Genomic DNA, 19891 nt, shown 5'->3' with positions numbered 1-19891 from the left:
AACCTGAGATGAAAACTAAACATACTATTCTTTTGGCTGCAATGATTTTGTTGACCGGAATTTTAAAAGCTCAACAACCAGAAAACGTCTTAGCGGCTGTTGGCAGCCCCCCAAATCCTAAAGTGCAGATCAGCTGGAACCGATATAACGACCATACAGCCATCACAGAAATCTGTAAAAAATTGGCGGCGGCACACCCTAATTTGGTTAAACTAGAATCGATGGGGAAATCGTTCCAAGGCAAGGAGCTTTGGGTACTGACCATTACCGATAGCAAAATAGGCTCAGCGGATAAAAAACCTGCAATGTATATCGATGGTAACATCCACTCCAATGAAATCCAGGGCAGCGAATTTGCATTGTACACCGCCTGGTACTTAGCAGAGATGTACGCTGCAGGAAACAAGGCAATTATGTCGCTATTGGCCGATAAAACATTTTATATCGCACCAACCATTAATCCAGATGCAAGGGATAATTTCATCCATCAGGCCAATACCGCCCACTCTCCCCGTTCAGGTATGATCCCGATAGACAATGATCGGGATGGTGCAACAAATGAGGACGGCTTTGATGATCTGGATGGCGATGGGAATATCGTAATGATGCGCCGTAAAAGTGAGACAGGGCGTTTTAAGGTCGATCCAACCGATCCAAGAAGAATGATTTTGATTGGACCAGAAGAAAAGGGAGAATATGAACTCTTGGGATCAGAAGGAATTGATAATGATGGGGATGGTTTTGTGAATGAGGATGGAGAGGGAGCCTACGACCCCAACCGGGATTGGGGATGGAATTGGCAGCCTAATTACATCCAGGGCGGCGCGTATAAATATCCTTTTTCCATTCCCGAGAATAGAGCGATTGCAGATTTCGTAATGAAACATCCAAATATTGCTGCGGCCCAATCTTACCACAATAATGGAGGCATGATTTTAAGAGGGCCAGGGGCGATTGAAGATCTGGACACCTATAATGCACAAGATATCAGAGTATACGATGCACTTGGAAAAAAAGGGGAAGAGATGTTGCCGGGGTATAAATATTTGGTGGTATATAAAGACCTGTATTCTGTATTTGGAGGCGAGCTAGATTGGTTTTATGGTGTGAGAGGAATTTACACCTTTTCTAACGAGCTGTGGACAGGTTATTCCATGTACAACAAACAAGATGGAGAGGATAGCCAAGCCCAGCTCTATACTTTTGATAAGGACCTATTAATGAAAGATGCTTTTGTGGATTGGCATCCTTTTAAACATCCGCAGTATGGCGACATAGAAATTGGGGGATTTAAGAAAACATATACCCGTTTGCATCCTGGATTCTTGCTAGAGAGCGATGCGCACCGAAATATGTCATTTAGTGTGTTTCATGCCTATAATACTCCCAAGCTAAACGTTAACGAAATTGAGGTGAAAGAAATTGGGGGAGGGCTAACCCAGGTTACCGCCGTGGTAACCAATGATAGGATGATCCCCACACATGCTAGCCAAGACCTCAAAAATAATATTGAAACACCGGATATCATCTCTTTAACCGGGGGAACCGTTGTAGCGGGAATGGTGGTAAACAATCGCGACATGAACTTTACTACAGAGCAAAAAATGGACCCGGCAAATGTTAGGGTCAATAACATTGCGGGCAATTCTTTTGTTACCGTCCGCTGGTTAGTAAAAGGAGGAAGTAAGTTTACGGTTAGTGTTAACAGTAAAAAAGGCGGCGTAGCCAGTAAAAGCAATTAAATAAAACAAAATCCCTGTCGGCAGGCAGGAGTGAAATCATCTTTCCCGATAGCTATCGGGACGGTGATATCAAACGCAAATCGAGCAATATGAAAAGATTAATCTTATTATTTTTAGCAATATCATCAATTGCGCAAGCGCAGCAACTTGGCGCGTTAACTGTTCAAAAAATTATGCGCGACCCTAAATGGATGGGCGTTGCCCCGTCTAATTACCGGTGGTCTGAAGACAGCAAAACCGTTTTTTTTAATTGGAATCCCGAAGGAAAAGAAAAAGACCAACGCTATAAAATTGACGTAACAGGCGGAAAACCAGTGCTAACGCAAGATAGCATAGCCGAAAAAGCGATAGGCCTTAACTACACTTATAATAAGGATAAAACCCTTGCTTTAAGCGAAAAAGGAGGGGACCTTTATTTTCATAATTTAAAAAATAAAACCACAACTCGGCTTACAAACACCGTTGATCGTGAAAATGGCGCTTATTTTTTGTCCAATAACGATATCGTTTTTACGAAGTCTGAAAACGTTTTTCAATTAAGCCTATCCACCAATGAGCTGAAACAGCTCACCAATTTTGTGAGGGGAAAAAGACCTACACTGCCCGAAAGAACAAATCCCACTGTTCAGGATGTCTGGTTAAGGAATGAACAAACAGATCTGTTCGATATCATTAAAAAGCGAAACAAGCAAGGTCCAAGGCAGGCTTTTGGTGGCGGAAGAAGATTTAGCGGAGGAGCTAACGACGCAGGCCAACGGACGATCAAACCCATTTATTTAGAAGAAAAATTTTTATTTGGCGCAAGGGTTAGCCCAGATGGGCGGTTTATCAGTTATGGTCTCACCACTCCGGTTACATCTAATCACAACACTATTGTGCCTAATTATGTAACATCATCTGGTTATACTGAAGATATCGCAGGGCGTACCAAAGTAGGCGAAAATTTAACAATCACCGAAAACTATCTATATGACGTAGTAAAAGACAGTGTTTACCTGATACACAAAGAACAGATCCCGGGCATCAAAGATTTACCAGATTACCTCAAAGATTATCCTAAGCAACTAGAAGAGCGTACTAAAAAGAATGAAGACCGTAAGGTAAGCCTGGGCTTTCCAAGCTGGAATGAAAACGGTACAATGGCCATAATCACCGCTGAGTCCCAAGACAACAAAGACCTATGGATTTTGAAATTAGACGCGGCAACGGGTAACCTTCAGGTGTTAGATCGGCAAAGGGATGAGGCTTGGATAGGAGGGCCTGGGATAGGTAGAGATATTGCATGGATAGACAATAACAGGTTTTATTACCAGAGTGAAGCTACTGGTTTTTCTCATTTATACGTTTTCAATGTCGTAACAAACGAAAAGAAACAGCTTACATCAGGTAAGTGGGAGGTGCAAAGAGTGCAGCTTTCGAAAGATAAGAGCACCTTTTATATCAGTGCCAACAAGGAACATCCAGGAGTTACGCATTTTTATAGATTAAGCGTAAATGGAGGTGATCTGTTACAGATTACATCAATGAAGGGTGGCAATGAGATAACCATGTCTCCAGACGAGAAATGGTTGGCCATCAATTATTCGTATATGGATAAACCTTGGGAGCTCTATCTCCAGGCGAATAAACCAGGGGCTAAGGCCGTTCAGGTTACCAAATCTACTACTGCCGAATTTGAGAGCTACAAATGGCGCCAACCAGAGCTGGTTTCTTTTAAAAATCGCTACGGCGCGGATGTATACGCAAGGGTTTATCCGGCAGCCAACCCCCATCCCAATAAACCTGCGGTAGTATTTGTGCATGGGGCAGGGTATCTCCAAAATGTACACTTCTGGTGGAGCCAATATTTCAGGGAATATATGTTTAATAATCTATTGGCAGATAACGGATACACGGTAATAGACATCGATTATACGGGAAGTTCGGGTTATGGTAGGGATCATCGTACCGGGATTTATAGAGATATGGGGGGAAAGGATTTAACAGATCAAGTAGATGGTGTTAAGATGCTTGTTGAGAAGTATGGCGTAAATCCTAAGCACGTAGGTCTATATGGAGGTTCTTATGGCGGTTTTATTACCTTGATGGGACTATTTAAAGAGCCAGACGTTTTTGCTGCTGGGGCAGCGCTCCGATCGGTTACGGATTGGGCGCATTATAATCATGGATATACAGCCAATATCTTAAACGAACCATTTAATGATCCCATAGCCTATAAACGTAGCTCACCTATTTACTATGCAGACAAACTAAAAGGAAATTTAGTAATGCTGCACGGTATGGTTGACGAGAATGTTCACTTCCAGGATATCGTAAGGTTAACCCAGCGCTTTATCGAATTGGGCAAAGACAATTGGGAACTTGCCGTTTATCCGGTAGAAGACCATGGCTTTGTTGAGCCGAGCAGCTGGACAGATGAGTACAAGAGAATCTTTAAGCTTTTCGAAACAACGTTAAAGAAGTAGGTGTAGCGCAAAGGGCATGGAGCATGGCGTTTTAAGCCATACGTTTAATGCAAACGTAGCATAAATAGATATAGACGAAATCTAATAAGTAATAATTTTATTATAGATTTTATCTATATGGTTATCAACATTAAGTATGTAGAATTACTTCAAATTGGTTGGCGGCTTAGTTATATAGCCTTATCTTTGTGTAAGATAAAAAAATAAGATTATGGCAATTGTAGGAAAAAAGTTCCCAAATGTAAGCATAGACGCAATGTCTGAAATGGGTGATGATTTAAAGATCAATCTATTTGAAGAAGCGGTTAATAAACAAACTAAGGTGTTGTTATTCTGGTATCCAAAAGACTTTACGTTTGTATGCCCAACAGAATTACATGCTTTCCAAGAAGCATTACCTGAATTCGAAAGCAGAAATACGATGGTGGTTGGCGCTTCGTGCGATACCAATGAAGTTCATTTTGCGTGGTTAAACACACCAAAAGATAATGGTGGCATTGAAGGCGTAACCTATCCGCTATTAGCTGATACGCACAGACATTTATCGAGCATCTTAGATATCCTGGATCAGGAAGTAAACTATGATGAAGAAGGAAACGAATCTTTTGGTGGATCTAATGTTACCTATCGTGCTACATATTTGATTGATGAAACCGGTAAGGTGTTTCACGAAAGTGTAAATGATATGCCATTGGGCAGGAACGTAAAGGAATACTTGCGTTTGATTGATGCTTATAGCCACGTACAAAAACATGGTGAGGTTTGCCCAGCAAATTGGGAAGAAGGTAAAGACGCAATGAATGCCGATAGAAAAGGCGTTGCCGAATACCTAAGCGCACACTAAATTAAACCTAAAAGTGGAAAGTCTAACATGTTATAATGCTATAAGTTTTCGCTTTCACCTAAATAACTTAACATAAAATTATGTTTTTAGAATTAACAGAAGATAACCTTCAACATTATTTGACAGAGAACACCAAAGTGATGGTGCAGTATGCGGCGTCTTGGTGTGGGAACTGTAGAATTATGAAGCCAAAATTCAAAAAACTGGCTTCAGAAAACGAAAATGTTGCATTTTTGATTGTTGATGCCGAAAAATATCCCAATTCAAGAAAGTTCGCAAACGTAGATAATCTACCCACCTTTGCCGCTTTTGAAAATGGCGAATTGGTTGATCAGGTGCAGACCAATAAAGTAGAAGGGTTAACAGAATTATTTACCAAAATTAAATAGGAGCTAAAAGCCCAAGCGTAACACCTTAAGCTTTTGCTTTTATCTTATAAAAGGTCTTAAAAAAATAAATTATGAAGATTCCTGTAATCAGACAGTTTTTCCAGAACAATACTCCTGAGCAGTTGGAAACAACCCTCGAGGTATTAGAAGCATTTTGCGAATTTAGAGGGGTAAACGAAGTGGAGGTCGATGTTGCTGGAGAGATGATCACCAATATATGTGGCGCTCTAGAAGTACACGCAAAAGTGAGCGAAGGCGTGTTGGAGAAAGATGCATTAAACGCTTTTGCCCAACGTGTAATGGGCTCGATAGATCGATAATCTACGCAGTAATTTTTAAGCCACAGATTAAGAAGATTGATATTCCTTAACAGTGAAGGAAATCTATTTTAATCTGTGGCTTATTAATTTATCAAATAAACCTACAGCTCTCCTCCAGGCAAAATAAAAGCTACCTTCAACTAGAACTAGTTTTTTGATCTGCCAAAAGTAATTCCTCTACCGTGGTCCATTTGATTTCTGGATACATATCATTGTTATAGTGGTATTGTTTTGCCCTTCCCTCCATCATATCTTTCATGTACTGCATCCCTTGCCATGCCGGATAAAGCTCATGCTTAGCAGGATTAAAAAATTTGGCAACTTTAGTTATCAACGTTAAAAATTTTAATCCACCAGGTCTAAATAGGATAAAGTCATGCCCTGTTACCCTACCTGCAACTTTGGCCATTTCCCTGGGTGTAACCTGATCACCAGCGACATGTAAAAAACGGGGCGCTTCATTTTCAAGCGCTACGTTTGCAGTAAATTGAGCGGTATTATCCATGGTTGTGAAATCGATGGACTGATCAGCATTGCCCCAATATAAAAGTTTCTTTTTCTTGAATAGGATCATGGGTATTTGATCGGTAAGCATATCCATAAACGCACCATTAAAGATAGAAACTGAGGCTATATCAACCTGATCTAAATACTGCTGAAATTCTCGCCTTAAATCTAAATTTCTATTCTCACCAGGCCTTAAATTTGTAAAATCAATCGAGAAATCTGAGGGGATAAATCGTTTAACTCCAGCTAAAACACAGGCATCTACCAGCTGCTTTTGAGTATCAATAATTGTGTCACGAAGTCCAGACAAGGCAGAAATAACACAAAATGTGCCCTTTAAAGAATCAACAAGACTTTTTGTATCGGAATAGTCTATTTCGAAAATCTTAGCTCCTAGATTTTTAAGCTCATTTGCTTTAGATTGATTGCTCCCACTGCGAATAAACGCATGTACAGCTGCTCCTTTGTGGACGAGTGCTTTTACTATTCGTGTGCCAAGATTACCTGAGGCACCCGCAACTACTATTATTTTTTCCATTTATGTTAGCTCTAACAAAAGCATAACAGCGTACATTAAAGATAGTTTCATTATAGAACACTTGGCAAGATTTGATGTCTTTAGCGACCTAATATAATTAAGGTTACATTAACGAAAACAGCATCCAAAACGCAAGCACGAAACAAAAGATAGATGTTATTTTTGAGAAAAGCTTTAGACCGGGCTCTTTTCTAAGTGTTATAAATAATAGTCCGGACGCTATAAAGCAACCCATCATTAGAAAAGTATGCACAATAGAATTTTGCAAAAAACCCGGTAATACTTGGGTATATTCAGCTTTAGTTGCTTCGAATGAAAGATCTTTTCCAACTACTATAAACCAACGTACCAATTCTTCGATACCGATGGCAAGTAATAAAAAGGCAGATACAAGCTTTAAGGTTTTCATTTTTTTGGTTTAAGGTTAATAGCTTTGGTACGACGAAACGGAGACTAATAGGTAAGTTAATTCCTATGTGATCTTGTTTATGCCAAATTCCGCCCTGCGTTTACAATTCCATATACCGTTCTAATGGCAAGCTTTTCGTAAGATTGTTGCATCTCATCACTTAATTTATGTTGTAGTTTTTCTAGCGCATAGTGTTGGATCAGCACTAATGGAAGGATAATTTTTTCTCTAACAGCGATAGAACGTTTCTCAACGGGATAGTTTTCCATCAGTTTTTCATGCCCAGCCAATTTTAACAACATTTCTTTAGAAAGCTCAAATTCTTGATGGAGCATCTTCCAGAACTTACCAAATTTTTTGTCGTTTGCCAGATAGGCTGTAATGGCAAAATCAGATTTGCTCATAGACATCATGCAATTGTCGATAATGGTTTTAAAATAGCCTGATTGGTGATATGTCTTTTCTACCTGCTCCCAATTTCCTGCTTTTTCTTGATTTTTTAACGCAGTACCTACGCCATAATATCCAGGGATATTCTGCTTTAACTGGCTCCATGAGGTAACAAAACTAATTGCCCTTAAATCTTCTAGTTTTAACGCTTCTCCTGAATTTCTTTTTACTGGCCTACTACTAATCGTAATCTTCGAAAGTAAACTTAAAGGCGAGAGGGTTTCTAAATAGGGCAAAAATAGGGGGTGCTTACGCAGGGCCAAAAAAGACTCATAGCTATCAACGGCCATGGTCTCCAGCGTGTCGTGATTAGCTTTATCTAACAAAACATTATGTTTTTCTTTCACTCCTGCGGAGATACCCGCATTAATTAATTGTTCTATATTAAAAGCTGCGCTATCGATAGATCCGTATTGTGAACTAATGGTTTGCCCTTGTATGGTTAATTGAATATTTTTATTAGCGATCTCTTTTCCCATCGAAGCATAAAATCGATGGGTTTTACCACCACCTCGAGAAGGGGGCCCGCCACGCCCATCAAAAAATGCCAATTTGATATTATGTTTTTCAGAAACAGTGGTTAAACCTACTTTTGCTTTAAAAATAGACCAGTTAGCCATCAAATAGCCTCCATCTTTAGTGCTGTCAGAAAAGCCCAACATAATATCCTGTTTTCCGCCCCTGCGAGCTAAATGGGTTTTATAAAAGGAGTTAGCGTAAAGGGTTTCCATAATTTCGGCGGCGCCTGAGAGATCGTTTACCGTTTCGAACAAAGGCACAAAATCTATAGTCAGTTCGTTCGCTTCCCAGCCGTTCCACAAGAAAAGTTCAATAAGTTGTAAGATATCACTAGCTTGTTGGCAGTTGCTGATAATAAAACGATGGCAGGCCATTTCGCCATTGCTTTGCTGCATTTTCTTGATCTGTGCAATTGTTTCTAAGGTATCCTTAACCAGGCTGTCCTGTTCATCAGTATAGATAATTTTTGCATGTCTAAAAGAAAGGGCCTTGATTTTCTCGGCTTCCGGCAAATCACCGTAGCCCTCACTAAATAAAGCATTAATTGGCTTTTGATTGCGGCAATAAGCATGTACATCCCTCAAAATGCGGCTATCTTGCCTAATATCTAGAGAGGCAAAATGGCTGCGGTATAGTTCTACTTTTCGGGTGAGGTTATCTACCAGGTCAACAAATAAACCGTCATGATCTTTAAGAAGGGTTTCGTGGATCTTGTTTAAGTTTTCTATCAATAATTCGGAAATATCTTCGGGCTCTAAATTGCTATCAAACGCATTTTTATAAAGTATGTCTTGTAGAAGAGAAATGCTTTCTTCTACACCCCTAAACGTGATGCGGCGTTTTAGGTTCCTAAAATCTCTGTAATAACACCTGAAAAGAATTTGGCGCAACATCTGAGAAACCTTTAAGGTGGTTTCTGAGTGGACGTTTGGATTTCCATCTCTGTCGCCCCCTGGCCAAAAACCCAGTTCTATTATTTTTTTAGGGTCGATATGATACTCGCTCAATAGCTGATTTAAACCGCTTTGAATATTTGCTGCCGCGAAATAGAAAACGTTTTCCAAATACCAGGCCAAGCTTAAGGCTTCATCAACAGGGGTGGGCGATTTTTTATTGAAAAAAGGGGTTTTGCCCAATTGTTGGAGGAGCTGATTAATAGTACTGATATCATTTTTACGGATAGCCAAGGTTAAGTCGTTGATAATGGCCAACACGCTTCCCGGATAAAACTGAGTAGGATGTGCGGTTAAAACCAACCGGAGCGAAAACTCTTCGATCAAATGGTCAACTTTATCATGCAAACCTTTATCGTCGTTAGCTTTTAAAAACAACGCCCGCAGCGAACTTTGCTCATCTGTTACGTTTAGCTTGTTAAAAGAAGCATCTTCAACCGCGTCAAAGAGTACCACTTGCCGTTCTATATATTGGATAAACCTAAATAGAAGGTCTACTATTGATTTCGAATCGGTGTTAGGGGTGTATTTTTCAAAAAAAGCTTCTATCAGCTTTGCTGGAGTTTCATGTTTTTTAACACCTTCTTCACAACTTTTTATAAATAGCGGCAGTAAAGTTCCGGTGTCTTTAATCTTATAAAACGGGAGGGTTAGGAATAAACTATTGTACAATTCGAAGCGAGAAACTACCTCGTTATTGAATATAGATTCGCGCTGACTAGTAGGTTGGAGTGCTTGCATGCTGAAAAGGTAAGAAAATTGAACCTTAACAACAAAAATAATACAAAATCAGCCTAAAAATACGAATGATAAAAATTTTGAACTTTTATAAAAAAGTCTTACCTTGTAACTATTAAAGGTTAAACAAATCTTTTAAAAGTATCCACAAAGTTCGTGTAAGAGGGCTTTGTAAAATTGTTAATTTTTTGGGAAAGAGATCCCCGGTATTTATATCGGGGATCTTTTGTTTTAATGAACGTCTGTGGGGATATTCGTATTCTTTTTAAATTTCTGTAAATACAGTAAAGGGATAGAGCACAGCATGATCATCCCGGCCACCCAATAGGCATCACTGTAGGTAAGCAACATACTTTGCTTAATTACCGATCCCTCAATCGCTTTCATGGCCATTAATTTTGCATCTAGGTAAGATGAGCCTTTTGCCATGAAACCACTGATCATTTTATTTAATCTTTCGGTAAAGGCAGGATTATATTCATTTATATTGGAAAGCAGATTGCTTCTGTGGCCTCCTAAGCGCACATGGATCAATGTGGTTAAGGCAGCTATCCCAAAAGAGCCGCCCAACTGCCTGCTCATATTGTTCAAACCAGAGCCCTGGCCAATTTCCGAGCCTTTAAGATCTTGCATTGCTAAAGTGGTTAGGGGCACAAAAAGGAGGGCCATTCCGAAACCTCTAATTACTAATGGCCAAAAGAAGTCGCCCGTTCCGGATGCCAGCGTAGATTTGCTCAACATCCAGCAGAACACAAAAAACAAGAACATTCCACCTGTCGCCATAAACTGGGCCGGGACCCCCTTCTTAAGCATAATACCTATAAATGGCATCATAGAGATCGTACAAATCCCGCCGGCTATAAAAAGTTTTCCGGTTTGTAATGCCGTAAACCCTAAAAGATTTTGTGCAAAAACAGGGAAAACAAACACAGAACCATATAAGCCAAACCCTAAAATGAAAGAGGTAAACATGCCGATCGAAAAGCTTCGATGCCCCATGATCTTAAAATTTACGATGGGATGGTCGGTACTTAACTCTCGCCAAATAAACAGCAATAAGCCAAAAACAGCCGCTACAGCTAAGGCCGTAATGTATGGGGTAGAAAACCAGTCTTGGCTTTCTCCTTTTTCTAGTAATGTTTGTAAACTGCCTACGGCAATGGCCAATAACCCAATTCCCCACCAATCGATTGGTAGCCCTTTTCCATCTTTTGGCGTCTCTCGTATATAGGTAATGGTACAGTATGCGGCCAAAATCCCGACGGGAATATTCACATAAAAAATCCAGGGCCAATTTCCATCGGTAACTTCCAAAATATAACCTCCAATTGTTGGGCCAACTGTTGGGCCAACTACAGCGCCCAAGCCGAATAGTGCGGTGGCAATACCCACATCTTCACGAGGCCATGTTTCTATTAAAATGGCTTGCGCCGTAGAGATCAATCCGCCTCCGGCTAATCCCTGTAAGATCCTAAAGAGGATCAGTTCTTCTAATGAGGTGGCATTACCACATAAGAACGATACGAGGGTAAAAACGATTATGGAAGTTAAAAAATAATTTTTACGGCCAAATCTGCTCCCAAGCCAGCCCGACATAGGCAAAATAATTACATTGGCAACAGCATATCCGGTTGATAACCAAGCTATATCTTCTAGGGTTGCACCCAGATTGCCTTGAATTTGAGGAATCGCAACGTTTACAATGGTGGTATCAATCAGCTCCAACAAAGAAGCGGTGATTACCGTAAACGTAATAATCCATTTTTTAAAACCTACTTCGGCCATGTTATTTAGTTATAGATACAGATACTTTTACGCTCATTCCTGGACGTAATTTATCTAATAGCGCTTTATCGCTAGACTTAAATTTGATTTTTACGGGCACACGTTGAACCACTTTCACGAAATTCCCAGTAGCATTATCTGGCGGAAGTAACGATCCTTTTGCTCCAGTAATTGGAGAAAAATTATACACTTCGCCCTTAATTGGCTGGTCTGGATAAGCATCTACCTTAATTTCTACAGGTAAGCCCACGCTTAATTTTTCTAGTTGGGTTTCTTTGAAGTTTGCAGTAACAAACAGGCTGTTTTCATTTACGATAGCAAATAACGCTTGGCCCGGTTGGATCAATTGTCCCTTTTGAATATTCTTTTTAGAAACGATCCCCGTAGTTGGCGCTTTGATCTGGGTATATGAAAGTTGTAATTTGGCAAAATCAACATCGCTCTGATGTTGGGTTACTCCCGAGCTGCTTACGCCAAGTTGCGATTGGGTTGTACCTACTTGCTTAACAGCCGCATTATATTGATCAACCGCTGCAGTGTAAGTTGCTTGAGCAGTTTCTTTTTGTGCTTTTGCCTGATCAAATGCTTGTTGGGTAACTGCCCCATCTTTGATTAGATTGGCATAACGTTCGAAATCTTTTTGGGCCAGATTAAGCCTTACCCTAGCGGCTTCGATGTTTGCTTTTGCAGTGCTGGTATTAGCCGAAGTAGCAGCAATTTGTGCCTGCGAAACACCTACATTGGCATTCGCACCCACTTGGCCAGCTTGAGCCTGTTCTAATTTAATTTTATAGTCGCGATCGTCTAGAGTTACCAATACCTGATCCTGGTTAACGGTAGTGTTTTCTTCAAAGTTAATGTCTTTAACATATCCGCCTACGCGGGCTACTACAGGACTGATATCGCCATCTATTTGCGCATCATCGGTATCAACGTGCTTACTTGAGTAAAGGTACTCATTGATACCAAAGGCTGCGCCCAAAATTACGAGTACGGCAAGTATAATGGGTAAAACTTTGTTTTTCTTTTTTGCTGGTGTTGTCATTATATAAATTTGTTAGGGTTATGTTATTGAGTAATTTTTCCGGTTGATTTTAGCAACGTATAATAGGCTAATTTGGCATCGGCTTTTGCCAATTCTAAATTGATCTTAGCCTGATACAGCAAAGTTTCGGCATCAATTCTGTCTGTTACCGAAGCAATGTTGTTTTTATATTTTGATTCTAATAATCGATCGTTTTCTGTTGCTTGGGCAATGGAGGTTTCTAAAATGCTTATTTTATTTACCGCTAGCGTGTAGTTCTGATAGTTTTTGTTCAGTTCAGATTTGATATTATCTGATAAAATATCTTTCTGAAGACCTATTTCCTGTTGTTGAACCCTAGCTTCTGCAACTTTATTTTTGTTGGTCCAGAGAGAAGCAATGTTCCAAGAAACATTTGCTCCAAGGGTGATCGGGGCAACAAACTGGTTGGCCTGTGGAATAAAGCTGTTAGGGTTGATATAATACAGATTAGCACCCACTCCTATGGTAGGCTTTTGGCCGGCCTTAATGGTTTTGATGTTATAGTCGGCCACCTTATTTTGCAGATCCAATTGTTGCAGCTCTTGTCTGCCGGCATAGGCCTGCGAAATATAAGTACTTAATGGCGCTACAGCCTTTAATGGCAAATCAGTTTCTGCAATTATAACCTCGGTATCATCTGGCAGTCCTAGGAGGATATTAAGGTTATAGTTAATAATTTTTCGGTTATTCTCTATCTCCATAGAGGTTAAAGAAACATTCGCCTGTTGCAATTGGAACCTTAGCACGTCATTTTTGGTTACGATCCCCTGTTCGAAAAAGCGTTGTGCTTGGTTAAGCTGACCGGCTATTGCCGTTAAGTTCTGTTCAACCACTTTTTTGCTCTGCATTACCTTATATAAGGAGAAATAGGTATTAATGATTGCATAGCCGATTTCTTCTTTGTTTTTATCAGCATCCAAACGCGCAACCTCAGTTAGCAATTTGGTTGATTCCTGTGCGAACTTATATCGGCCACCGCCATAAATTACTTCCTGAATGGCTGCGGTACCAACAAATGCATCAGCTCTGTTTGGTAACTGGATAGTGCTTCCACTGCCAATGGTTAACTTATTGGCTGGGATTTCGGCGTGATTGTATAAAAATCCCGCTGTTGCGGTTGGTAGGGCGCTATCATTGATAACCGCGAGCCTTGCAATTGATTCGTCGATTTTATTTTGAGCAAGTTTTAGATTTTTGCTGTTAGCTGTGCCCAAATCTATAGCTTCTTGTAAGGTTAATTTTTTTACTGATTGTGCGTGTAAAACCGCAGGGAGCAATAAAACAATAAGTAAGGATTTAAATTTAGTGGTAATCATTATTTTACTAAGGTTAAGTGGGTAAGGACAAGATCTTTTAAATGGAGAACTAAACGCTCTTTTAGCAATTCTCTTTGGGCATCAACTTTAATATCAAAATTAGGTTCGGTAATTACTTTGGTAGGCGAAGTGGTAACCATACTGATGGTGCCCATAATGGTTACAATAAGCATGCGCACATCAACCTGCCTAAATTTTCCTTCTTTGATGCCCGCATTAATGATGGATTCGATGATCAGTAAATTTTGAGCCATCGCATCCTTAATTTGCGTAAACATTTCGGGACGCTGGGTTTGCAACAGCTCTCTATGCATCATTTTATGAAAGCAAACATTAGAGAAAATACGCGCTGCGTATACTTCAACAACCTTTAATAACTTTTCTTGTGCAGGAATATGTTCTTCGTTAATTAAATTAAGCTGCGATTTAAAGCCAGAGATGCGGCTTTCCATAATTTCTAAAAATACACCCTCTTTACTCCCAAAATAATAATTGATCATCGCCATATTGGCACCTGATTCTTTAGCAATCTGGCGGGTAGAAGTTCCTTCATAACCAAATTCTGCAAATAGCATTTCTGCAGCCTTTAGAATATCGGATCGTTTATCGCTTTTTTCCATGATCAATTTTAACTCGACAAAGTTAATCAATCGATTGATTAACAACCAAGCAAAATAAGCACACTTGACAATTGGATGATAAAAATAGGGCGCTTAGGCGATAGGTATGAGGCGAGAACACACTTAGCCTAAGTTTGCTGAAGCAAGCTATATGTTAATAACACCTCTTACACGCTCTCAATTTATATTTTTTGATTGCGTCTGATTTAATAGTTTTAACAATCTTGTGGCTACAGACTTGAAGACCACCGCAGGCAAGTTTTTGGTGGTAAGCTACTGCACCACTGCTGACACATACATACACCACTTCATCTTTAGTGGGATTGATCACCAATGAGTTGGCGAAAAGAATAAAAGCAATAAGAAATTTCATTGTTGAGAGCGCCTCTAATGGATCGGCATAACAAACTTAATCATATTAACTTATAATTAAAAAGGCATTGGTTCGTGTCTCACGATTCAAAAGTCCCAACAAAAACACTAACTTTAATTGTCAAACTCCGCTCCCCTAATGAAGAAACTAGCCTTAGTTGCTACCCTTACCATAGTGATCCTATCCGCGTTCACACCAAAATCAACAATAGACCCAAGCAACAGCTGGATAAGAATTAACCTTTTGGGCTACCAACCAGCATCGAGCAAAGTGGCTATCTGGGCAAGCAAAACAAAAGAAGTACCTACTAAATTTGAGCTAGTGGATGGTAAAAGCGGGAAAGTCGTATATACGTCAACTAATATCACGTCATTTGGCGCTTATGGCCCTTTTACGGCAACCGCAAGATTAAATTTCTCTGATTTCAAACTTCCTGGAAAATACCTGTTGAGGGTAGGAGATATTGTTTCACCCCCAATTCATATTGATGTAGATGTTTACCGGCAAACGGCAGACTTCGCGCTGCGTTACATGCGCCAGCAGCGGAGTGGATTTAATCCCTACTTGAAAGACAGCTGCCATACGGACGATGGGTATGCGTTATATGGTTCAACAGCCGGAATTAAAGATAGTACGCATTTCGACGCATCCGGCGGATGGCATGATGCGAGCGACTACCTCCAATATTCCACTACATCAGCCAATGCTACCTATCATTTGTTAATGGCCTATCGCGATTTTCCGGCTGCGTTTGGGGATGAGAAACTAGCCAATGGCTTGGATGGCAAAAATGGCATCGCCGATGTATTGGACGAAGCCAAATGGGGTTTGGAGTGGCTGGTTAAAATGCATCCTAAGAACGACATTATGTTTAATCAATTGGCTGATGATCGGGATCATATTTCTATGCGTATCCCTAAAATGGATAGCCAATATGGAAAAGGCTTTGAACGCCCTTTGTACTTTATCAATGGCGAGCCCCAACAACGAGGCAAGTTCATGAACAATACAACCGGAACAAGTTCTACGGCTGCAAAATTTACCAGCGCATTTAGCTTAGGATCCATCATTTTTGCAAAGAACAACCCAAATTACGCCTCTCTATTAGCTGAAAAAGCAAGAACGGCACTGGCTTATGCCAATATTAAAAAAGGTGTTACCCAAACGGTATCGGTAAAATCGCCCTACATTTATGCAGAAGATAACTGGGTTGATGATATGGAGTTGGCCCATGCATCCATGGCTTTAATACAGAAAAAAGAGCAGGAAAAGAATTATCGCTTAGCTTTTGATTATGCGATAAAGGAACAGACCACACCATGGTTTGCTTCAGATACGGCAAAACACTATCAATATTATCCTTTTGTAAATCTTGGACACTATGCACTGGCAAAAGCAAGTCCATCACGCCGTTATCAACTGATCCATTATTATAAACAAGGGATTGAGCAAGTTTGGGAAAGGGCAAAAAAAAATGCATTCTATCGTGGTGTTCCATTTGTTTGGTGCAGCAATAATTTAACAACCTCATTCGCAACACAATGCTTTTGGTATAAAGAACTAAGTGGGGATTTAAGTTTTAACGAGTTGGAACAGGCAAATTTCGATTGGCTTTTTGGATGTAATCCATGGGGAACGAGCATGGTGTATGGGCTGCCCACCTGGGGCGATACGCCTAGTGACCCACATTCGGCATTTACCCACTTAAAGCAATATCCTATTGATGGGGGACTGGTTGATGGGCCGGTTTATACCAATATTTATAAAAATCTGATCGGCATTAAATTGGCAGAGGCCGATGAATATGAAGCGTTCCAAAGTGATCTAGCCGTTTATCACGATGATTATGGAGATTACAGCACGAATGAACCAACCATGGACGGTACTGCATCATTGGTGTACCTACTGGCCGCGTTCGACAGTAGAACCCCGGATTTAGAGAATTTCAAAGGCGCGATAACCAGGGGCGATCGAAATAAAAAGCAAGTGGCGCTGGTTTTTACTGGAGATGAATTTGGTGATGGAGGAAAAGTGATCAATGCTGCCCTTAAAGAAAACCAGATCAGCGCATCCTTTTTTCTTACGGGAAGGTTTTATCGCAACCCAGCATTTAGTGCAACCATCAAAAATTTAAAAGCAAACGGTAATTACCTGGGTGCACATTCTGATCAACACCTGTTGTATAACGATTGGACAAAAAGAGATAGTTTATTGATAACGCCACAACAATTTACCAAAGATCTAGCCGCTAATTACGAAGCAATGAAAAGATTTGGGATTTCCAAAAATGAGACTCCTTATTTCTTGCCGCCATACGAGTGGTATAATCAAACCATAGCTAACTGGACAAGCCAAATGGGATTACAATTGGTTAATTTCACTCCCGGAACGCGTTCTAATGCAGATTACACCTACCCAGAGATGGGCAAATCGTACCGGAGTAGCGATGAAATTTATCAATCGATCTTAACTTACGACAAAAGTAATCCGACCGGGTTAAATGGATTTATCTTATTGTTGCACATCGGAACAGATCCAAAACGAAAAGATAAGTTTTACAATAAATTGCCCGAATTGATCAAATACCTTAAATCTAGCGGCTATGCAATGGTAACTATCACCCAATTATTAAAAGGAGCACGTTAACGCAATAAAATTTTTAAAATAAATATTTACCTTTGGCACAAATAAATACCATTAGCGTAGAAGAAACGATTGTTGCCATCTACAAATTAGGAAGATGTTAATGATAGCTTCACAATAGAAAAAATTATGAATACAAGCGAAAATAAAAACAGTTTTGAGTGGGTTTGGTATGTTATAGGTCTATTTACAGGAATATTATCTGTTTTAGCGGTAACCTCTAACTTTGGTTGGGTTGTTTTAGGTGGTATTTTGGGTCTGATCTTTGCAGGCGTATTTTTAAATAGCATTGTAAAGGGCCGTCATTATTAGACTGTAATTAACCATTAAGATAGTTAAAAAATTAAGGCGACTTAATAAGTTTAACTTACTAAGGTTTAAAAACATAACAATCTTTTCCAGATGATCAAAAAACTAAGCTTAGGCCTATTAATAGTACTGCTTGGCATTTCTGCACAAGCCCAAGATGTTTCGCCGGTTATTAAATATCCTATTATGGATTCGAGTCCGATGGATGCATTGTATTACCCAATCAATGCACCAAAGGTTAAAAAGGATGATACCTCGCTCCCCCTTATAAAAGTGCTCTATTCTCGTCCTCAAAGGAAAGGAAGAGAAATTTTTGGCGTTTTGGAACAATTTGATAAAGTTTGGCGATTAGGTGCTAATGAAAATACCGAGATCTATTTTGCTAAAGCAGTAACCATCGGCGATAAAAGGATTAAAGCAGGCACCTACAGTTTGTTTGCCGTCCCCAACAAAGATAAATGGACGCTCATTGTAAATAGGCAAACCGACAGATGGGGAGCCTTTACCTACAACCAAAGTATGGATCTTGTTCGTTTAGATGTACCCATCACCAAACTCGACAGAATTATAGAAGTTTTTTCAATGACATTTGTTGATACTCCAGATGGAGTTAATTTAATGATGGCCTGGGACACCACCCAGGTGGCGCTGCCAATTAATTTTAAGAAATAACTTACGAAGTTTTATAACTTCGTAAGTTTAAAATCTCTTAAGCGTCCTCACTCCCTTCGCTTTCCGCTTAACACTCTCCCTTTTCTAAGGTAACTATCCAAGTAAAGCAAGGCCAATATGGTATCAACAATTATAAATACAGTTAAATATGTTGGACTAAAGGTTTCGAAAGCTTTAAAATTCATATCCATTTTAGGAAGGGCAAAGTCAAAACTTAAATTGCTTATTGAAACCACATACCCGAAAATACAAAGTAACGAAAGCGCAAAAAAGCCTCCTATTGCATAAGCTATTCGGTTATCGACTTTTGTTTTTAACGCCACGGGGCGAAGCTCATGACTTACCTGCTCCATCACATTTCGGGTAAACGATAGGGATGGCTCTTCAAAATCCAACTTGTTAAGCTCGGCATGTACCGCCAACAGTTCTTGATAAATGGCGTTATACTGTAAATTAGAAGCTATTTTAGCCTCCATTTCAGTTTTTTCAACGGCATTACAGTTTCCGTCTATGTAGTTCCAAAGTTGCTCTTCTATCGTGTTCATATCAATTCCTTAACTTCATCCTTTAACAAATATTGTAATTTTTCTTTTAACCGGTGCCTAGCCCGATGTAATTTTACCTTAATCGTATTTGCCTCCATATTTAGGGCTTCGCCAATCTCTTCCAAGCTTTGCTCGCCCTTATAAAATAATGTGATAATAGCCGCATCATCAGGCAATAGCAGATCTATGGCTTGATTTAAATATCCATAGCTTGATTTTCGCTCTACGAGGTTGGCATCAAAATCAATACCACTATTGGCAATCTGCAATACATTTTCGTCGTCGTTTATGGATTGTGTATCCAAGCGCTTTTTACGGAGGAATGTCATTGCCGTGGTGTAAGTTATAGTATACAGCCAAGTAGAAAACTTTGATGTTTGTTTAAACGTTCCTAAAGCGCGATAGGCCTTTACAAAGCAGTCTTGAGCAATCTCTTCAGCATCTTCCCTGTTTTTTGCGAAACGCATGGCCAGGGTAAAAACAAACCGCTGATGACGCTTCACCAACACCGAATATATTCCGGTATTGCCTTCCAACACTTGAGTTATTAAGGCCAAATCTGTTTCTAATGCTTGCATATACTAACCATAAGACGCAGCTTCTTGAGAGCAGGTTACACTTAAAGTAAATATACTATTAGTATTGCGTATTGCGTAAAGCGTAAAGCGTATTAGGGCGGCATCCAAAT

17 protein-coding genes are annotated in these 19891 nt (G+C 39.8%); 8 read left to right on the top strand and 9 right to left on the bottom strand.

Annotated elements, in window-relative coordinates; all coding sequences use genetic code 11:
- Positions 1-8: 8 nt before the first annotated feature.
- The 5 genes from AC6H0V_RS14860 to AC6H0V_RS14840 all read left to right on the top strand — a co-directional run bounded on the left by AC6H0V_RS14860 (position 9) and on the right by AC6H0V_RS14840 (position 5760).
- Positions 9-1742: a M14 family metallopeptidase gene (locus AC6H0V_RS14860; RefSeq protein ID WP_497560980.1), complete on the top strand. Its 1734-nt coding sequence runs from the start codon at positions 9-11 to the stop codon at positions 1740-1742.
- A gap of 89 nt (positions 1743-1831) precedes the next feature.
- Positions 1832-4207, top strand: a complete 2376-nt coding sequence (locus AC6H0V_RS14855) for a S9 family peptidase (protein ID WP_497560979.1) — start codon at positions 1832-1834, stop codon at positions 4205-4207.
- Between the two features lie 211 nt (positions 4208-4418).
- Complete coding sequence (locus tag AC6H0V_RS14850; protein WP_497560978.1) at positions 4419-5051, top strand: peroxiredoxin; 633 nt, start codon at positions 4419-4421, stop codon at positions 5049-5051.
- 80 nt (positions 5052-5131) lie between these two features.
- The gene (locus tag AC6H0V_RS14845; RefSeq protein WP_497560977.1) at positions 5132-5440 is read left to right on the top strand and encodes a thioredoxin family protein; all 309 of its coding nucleotides are present in this window, start codon (positions 5132-5134) and stop codon (positions 5438-5440) included.
- Between the two features lie 71 nt (positions 5441-5511).
- Positions 5512-5760, top strand: a complete 249-nt coding sequence (locus AC6H0V_RS14840; RefSeq protein ID WP_497560976.1) for a DUF6952 family protein — start codon at positions 5512-5514, stop codon at positions 5758-5760.
- Between the two features lie 136 nt (positions 5761-5896).
- Here AC6H0V_RS14840 and AC6H0V_RS14835 read toward each other — a convergent pair whose 3' ends face one another.
- From AC6H0V_RS14835 to AC6H0V_RS14805, 7 genes are all read right to left on the bottom strand, one after another.
- Complete coding sequence (locus AC6H0V_RS14835) at positions 5897-6805, bottom strand: aromatic alcohol reductase (RefSeq protein ID WP_497560975.1); 909 nt, start codon at positions 6803-6805, stop codon at positions 5897-5899.
- 103 nt (positions 6806-6908) lie between these two features.
- The gene (locus AC6H0V_RS14830; protein WP_497560974.1) at positions 6909-7214 is read right to left on the bottom strand and encodes a hypothetical protein; all 306 of its coding nucleotides are present in this window, start codon (positions 7212-7214) and stop codon (positions 6909-6911) included.
- 77 nt (positions 7215-7291) lie between these two features.
- Positions 7292-9877, bottom strand: coding sequence for a phosphoenolpyruvate carboxylase (locus AC6H0V_RS14825; RefSeq protein WP_497560973.1), 2586 nt, complete (start codon positions 9875-9877; stop codon positions 7292-7294).
- A gap of 228 nt (positions 9878-10105) precedes the next feature.
- Positions 10106-11659: a DHA2 family efflux MFS transporter permease subunit gene (locus AC6H0V_RS14820; RefSeq protein ID WP_497560972.1), complete on the bottom strand. Its 1554-nt coding sequence runs from the start codon at positions 11657-11659 to the stop codon at positions 10106-10108.
- Position 11660: 1 nt separating this feature from the next.
- Complete coding sequence (locus AC6H0V_RS14815; protein ID WP_497560971.1) at positions 11661-12704, bottom strand: HlyD family secretion protein; 1044 nt, start codon at positions 12702-12704, stop codon at positions 11661-11663.
- A gap of 23 nt (positions 12705-12727) precedes the next feature.
- Positions 12728-14041: a TolC family protein gene (locus tag AC6H0V_RS14810; protein WP_497560970.1), complete on the bottom strand. Its 1314-nt coding sequence runs from the start codon at positions 14039-14041 to the stop codon at positions 12728-12730.
- A complete protein-coding gene (locus AC6H0V_RS14805; RefSeq protein ID WP_497560969.1) occupies positions 14041-14661 on the bottom strand; it encodes a TetR/AcrR family transcriptional regulator in 621 nt (206 codons plus the stop codon). Before AC6H0V_RS14805 ends, AC6H0V_RS14810 begins: the two co-directional genes overlap by 1 nt.
- Before the next feature lie 511 nt (positions 14662-15172).
- On the opposite strand from AC6H0V_RS14805, the gene AC6H0V_RS14800 reads away from it, so the two are divergent.
- The 3 genes from AC6H0V_RS14800 (at position 15173) to AC6H0V_RS14790 (ending at position 18658) form a co-directional block, all read left to right on the top strand.
- Positions 15173-17680 carry a bifunctional glycoside hydrolase family 9 protein/polysaccharide deacetylase gene (locus tag AC6H0V_RS14800; RefSeq protein WP_497560968.1) on the top strand — a complete coding sequence of 836 codons (2508 nt, stop codon included), beginning with the start codon at positions 15173-15175 and terminating at the stop codon, positions 17678-17680.
- A gap of 126 nt (positions 17681-17806) precedes the next feature.
- Positions 17807-17989 carry a hypothetical protein gene (locus AC6H0V_RS14795; protein WP_497560967.1) on the top strand — a complete coding sequence of 61 codons (183 nt, stop codon included), beginning with the start codon at positions 17807-17809 and terminating at the stop codon, positions 17987-17989.
- 90 nt (positions 17990-18079) lie between these two features.
- Positions 18080-18658: a DUF2911 domain-containing protein gene (locus AC6H0V_RS14790; RefSeq protein ID WP_497560966.1), complete on the top strand. Its 579-nt coding sequence runs from the start codon at positions 18080-18082 to the stop codon at positions 18656-18658.
- A gap of 47 nt (positions 18659-18705) precedes the next feature.
- Here AC6H0V_RS14790 and AC6H0V_RS14785 read toward each other — a convergent pair whose 3' ends face one another.
- The gene (locus AC6H0V_RS14785; RefSeq protein ID WP_497560965.1) at positions 18706-19203 is read right to left on the bottom strand and encodes an anti-sigma factor; all 498 of its coding nucleotides are present in this window, start codon (positions 19201-19203) and stop codon (positions 18706-18708) included.
- Positions 19200-19781 (bottom strand): RNA polymerase sigma factor, encoded by a 582-nt coding sequence (locus AC6H0V_RS14780; RefSeq protein WP_497560964.1) that lies wholly within the window; start codon positions 19779-19781, stop codon positions 19200-19202. The genes AC6H0V_RS14785 and AC6H0V_RS14780 overlap by 4 nt, the downstream gene beginning before the upstream one ends.
- Positions 19782-19891: the final 110 nt, after the last annotated feature.

Source organism: Pedobacter sp. NO84, from assembly GCF_059703915.1.
The sequence above is the reverse complement of the archived record's forward strand: the minus strand, read 5'-3'. Positions and strand labels throughout refer to the sequence as shown.

What these genes read in the sequence shown, in the direction of transcription:
- AC6H0V_RS14805 (WP_497560969.1), bottom strand. Translation starts at nt 14,661, where the DNA reads ATGGAAAAAAGCGATAAACGATCCGATATTCTAAAGGCTGCAGAAATG.
- AC6H0V_RS14815 (WP_497560971.1), bottom strand. Translation starts at nt 12,704, where the DNA reads ATGACAACACCAGCAAAAAAGAAAAACAAAGTTTTACCCATTATACTT.
- AC6H0V_RS14825 (WP_497560973.1), bottom strand. Translation starts at nt 9,877, where the DNA reads ATGCAAGCACTCCAACCTACTAGTCAGCGCGAATCTATATTCAATAAC.
- AC6H0V_RS14820 (WP_497560972.1), bottom strand. Translation starts at nt 11,659, where the DNA reads ATGGCCGAAGTAGGTTTTAAAAAATGGATTATTACGTTTACGGTAATC.
- AC6H0V_RS14785 (WP_497560965.1), bottom strand. Translation starts at nt 19,203, where the DNA reads ATGAACACGATAGAAGAGCAACTTTGGAACTACATAGACGGAAACTGT.
- AC6H0V_RS14845 (WP_497560977.1), top strand. Translation starts at nt 5,132, where the DNA reads ATGTTTTTAGAATTAACAGAAGATAACCTTCAACATTATTTGACAGAG.
- AC6H0V_RS14780 (WP_497560964.1), bottom strand. Translation starts at nt 19,781, where the DNA reads ATGCAAGCATTAGAAACAGATTTGGCCTTAATAACTCAAGTGTTGGAA.
- AC6H0V_RS14855 (WP_497560979.1), top strand. Translation starts at nt 1,832, where the DNA reads ATGAAAAGATTAATCTTATTATTTTTAGCAATATCATCAATTGCGCAA.
- AC6H0V_RS14800 (WP_497560968.1), top strand. Translation starts at nt 15,173, where the DNA reads ATGAAGAAACTAGCCTTAGTTGCTACCCTTACCATAGTGATCCTATCC.
- AC6H0V_RS14790 (WP_497560966.1), top strand. Translation starts at nt 18,080, where the DNA reads ATGATCAAAAAACTAAGCTTAGGCCTATTAATAGTACTGCTTGGCATT.
- AC6H0V_RS14835 (WP_497560975.1), bottom strand. Translation starts at nt 6,805, where the DNA reads ATGGAAAAAATAATAGTAGTTGCGGGTGCCTCAGGTAATCTTGGCACA.
- AC6H0V_RS14795 (WP_497560967.1), top strand. Translation starts at nt 17,807, where the DNA reads ATGAATACAAGCGAAAATAAAAACAGTTTTGAGTGGGTTTGGTATGTT.
- AC6H0V_RS14840 (WP_497560976.1), top strand. Translation starts at nt 5,512, where the DNA reads ATGAAGATTCCTGTAATCAGACAGTTTTTCCAGAACAATACTCCTGAG.
- AC6H0V_RS14850 (WP_497560978.1), top strand. Translation starts at nt 4,419, where the DNA reads ATGGCAATTGTAGGAAAAAAGTTCCCAAATGTAAGCATAGACGCAATG.
- AC6H0V_RS14860 (WP_497560980.1), top strand. Translation starts at nt 9, where the DNA reads ATGAAAACTAAACATACTATTCTTTTGGCTGCAATGATTTTGTTGACC.
- AC6H0V_RS14810 (WP_497560970.1), bottom strand. Translation starts at nt 14,041, where the DNA reads ATGATTACCACTAAATTTAAATCCTTACTTATTGTTTTATTGCTCCCT.
- AC6H0V_RS14830 (WP_497560974.1), bottom strand. Translation starts at nt 7,214, where the DNA reads ATGAAAACCTTAAAGCTTGTATCTGCCTTTTTATTACTTGCCATCGGT.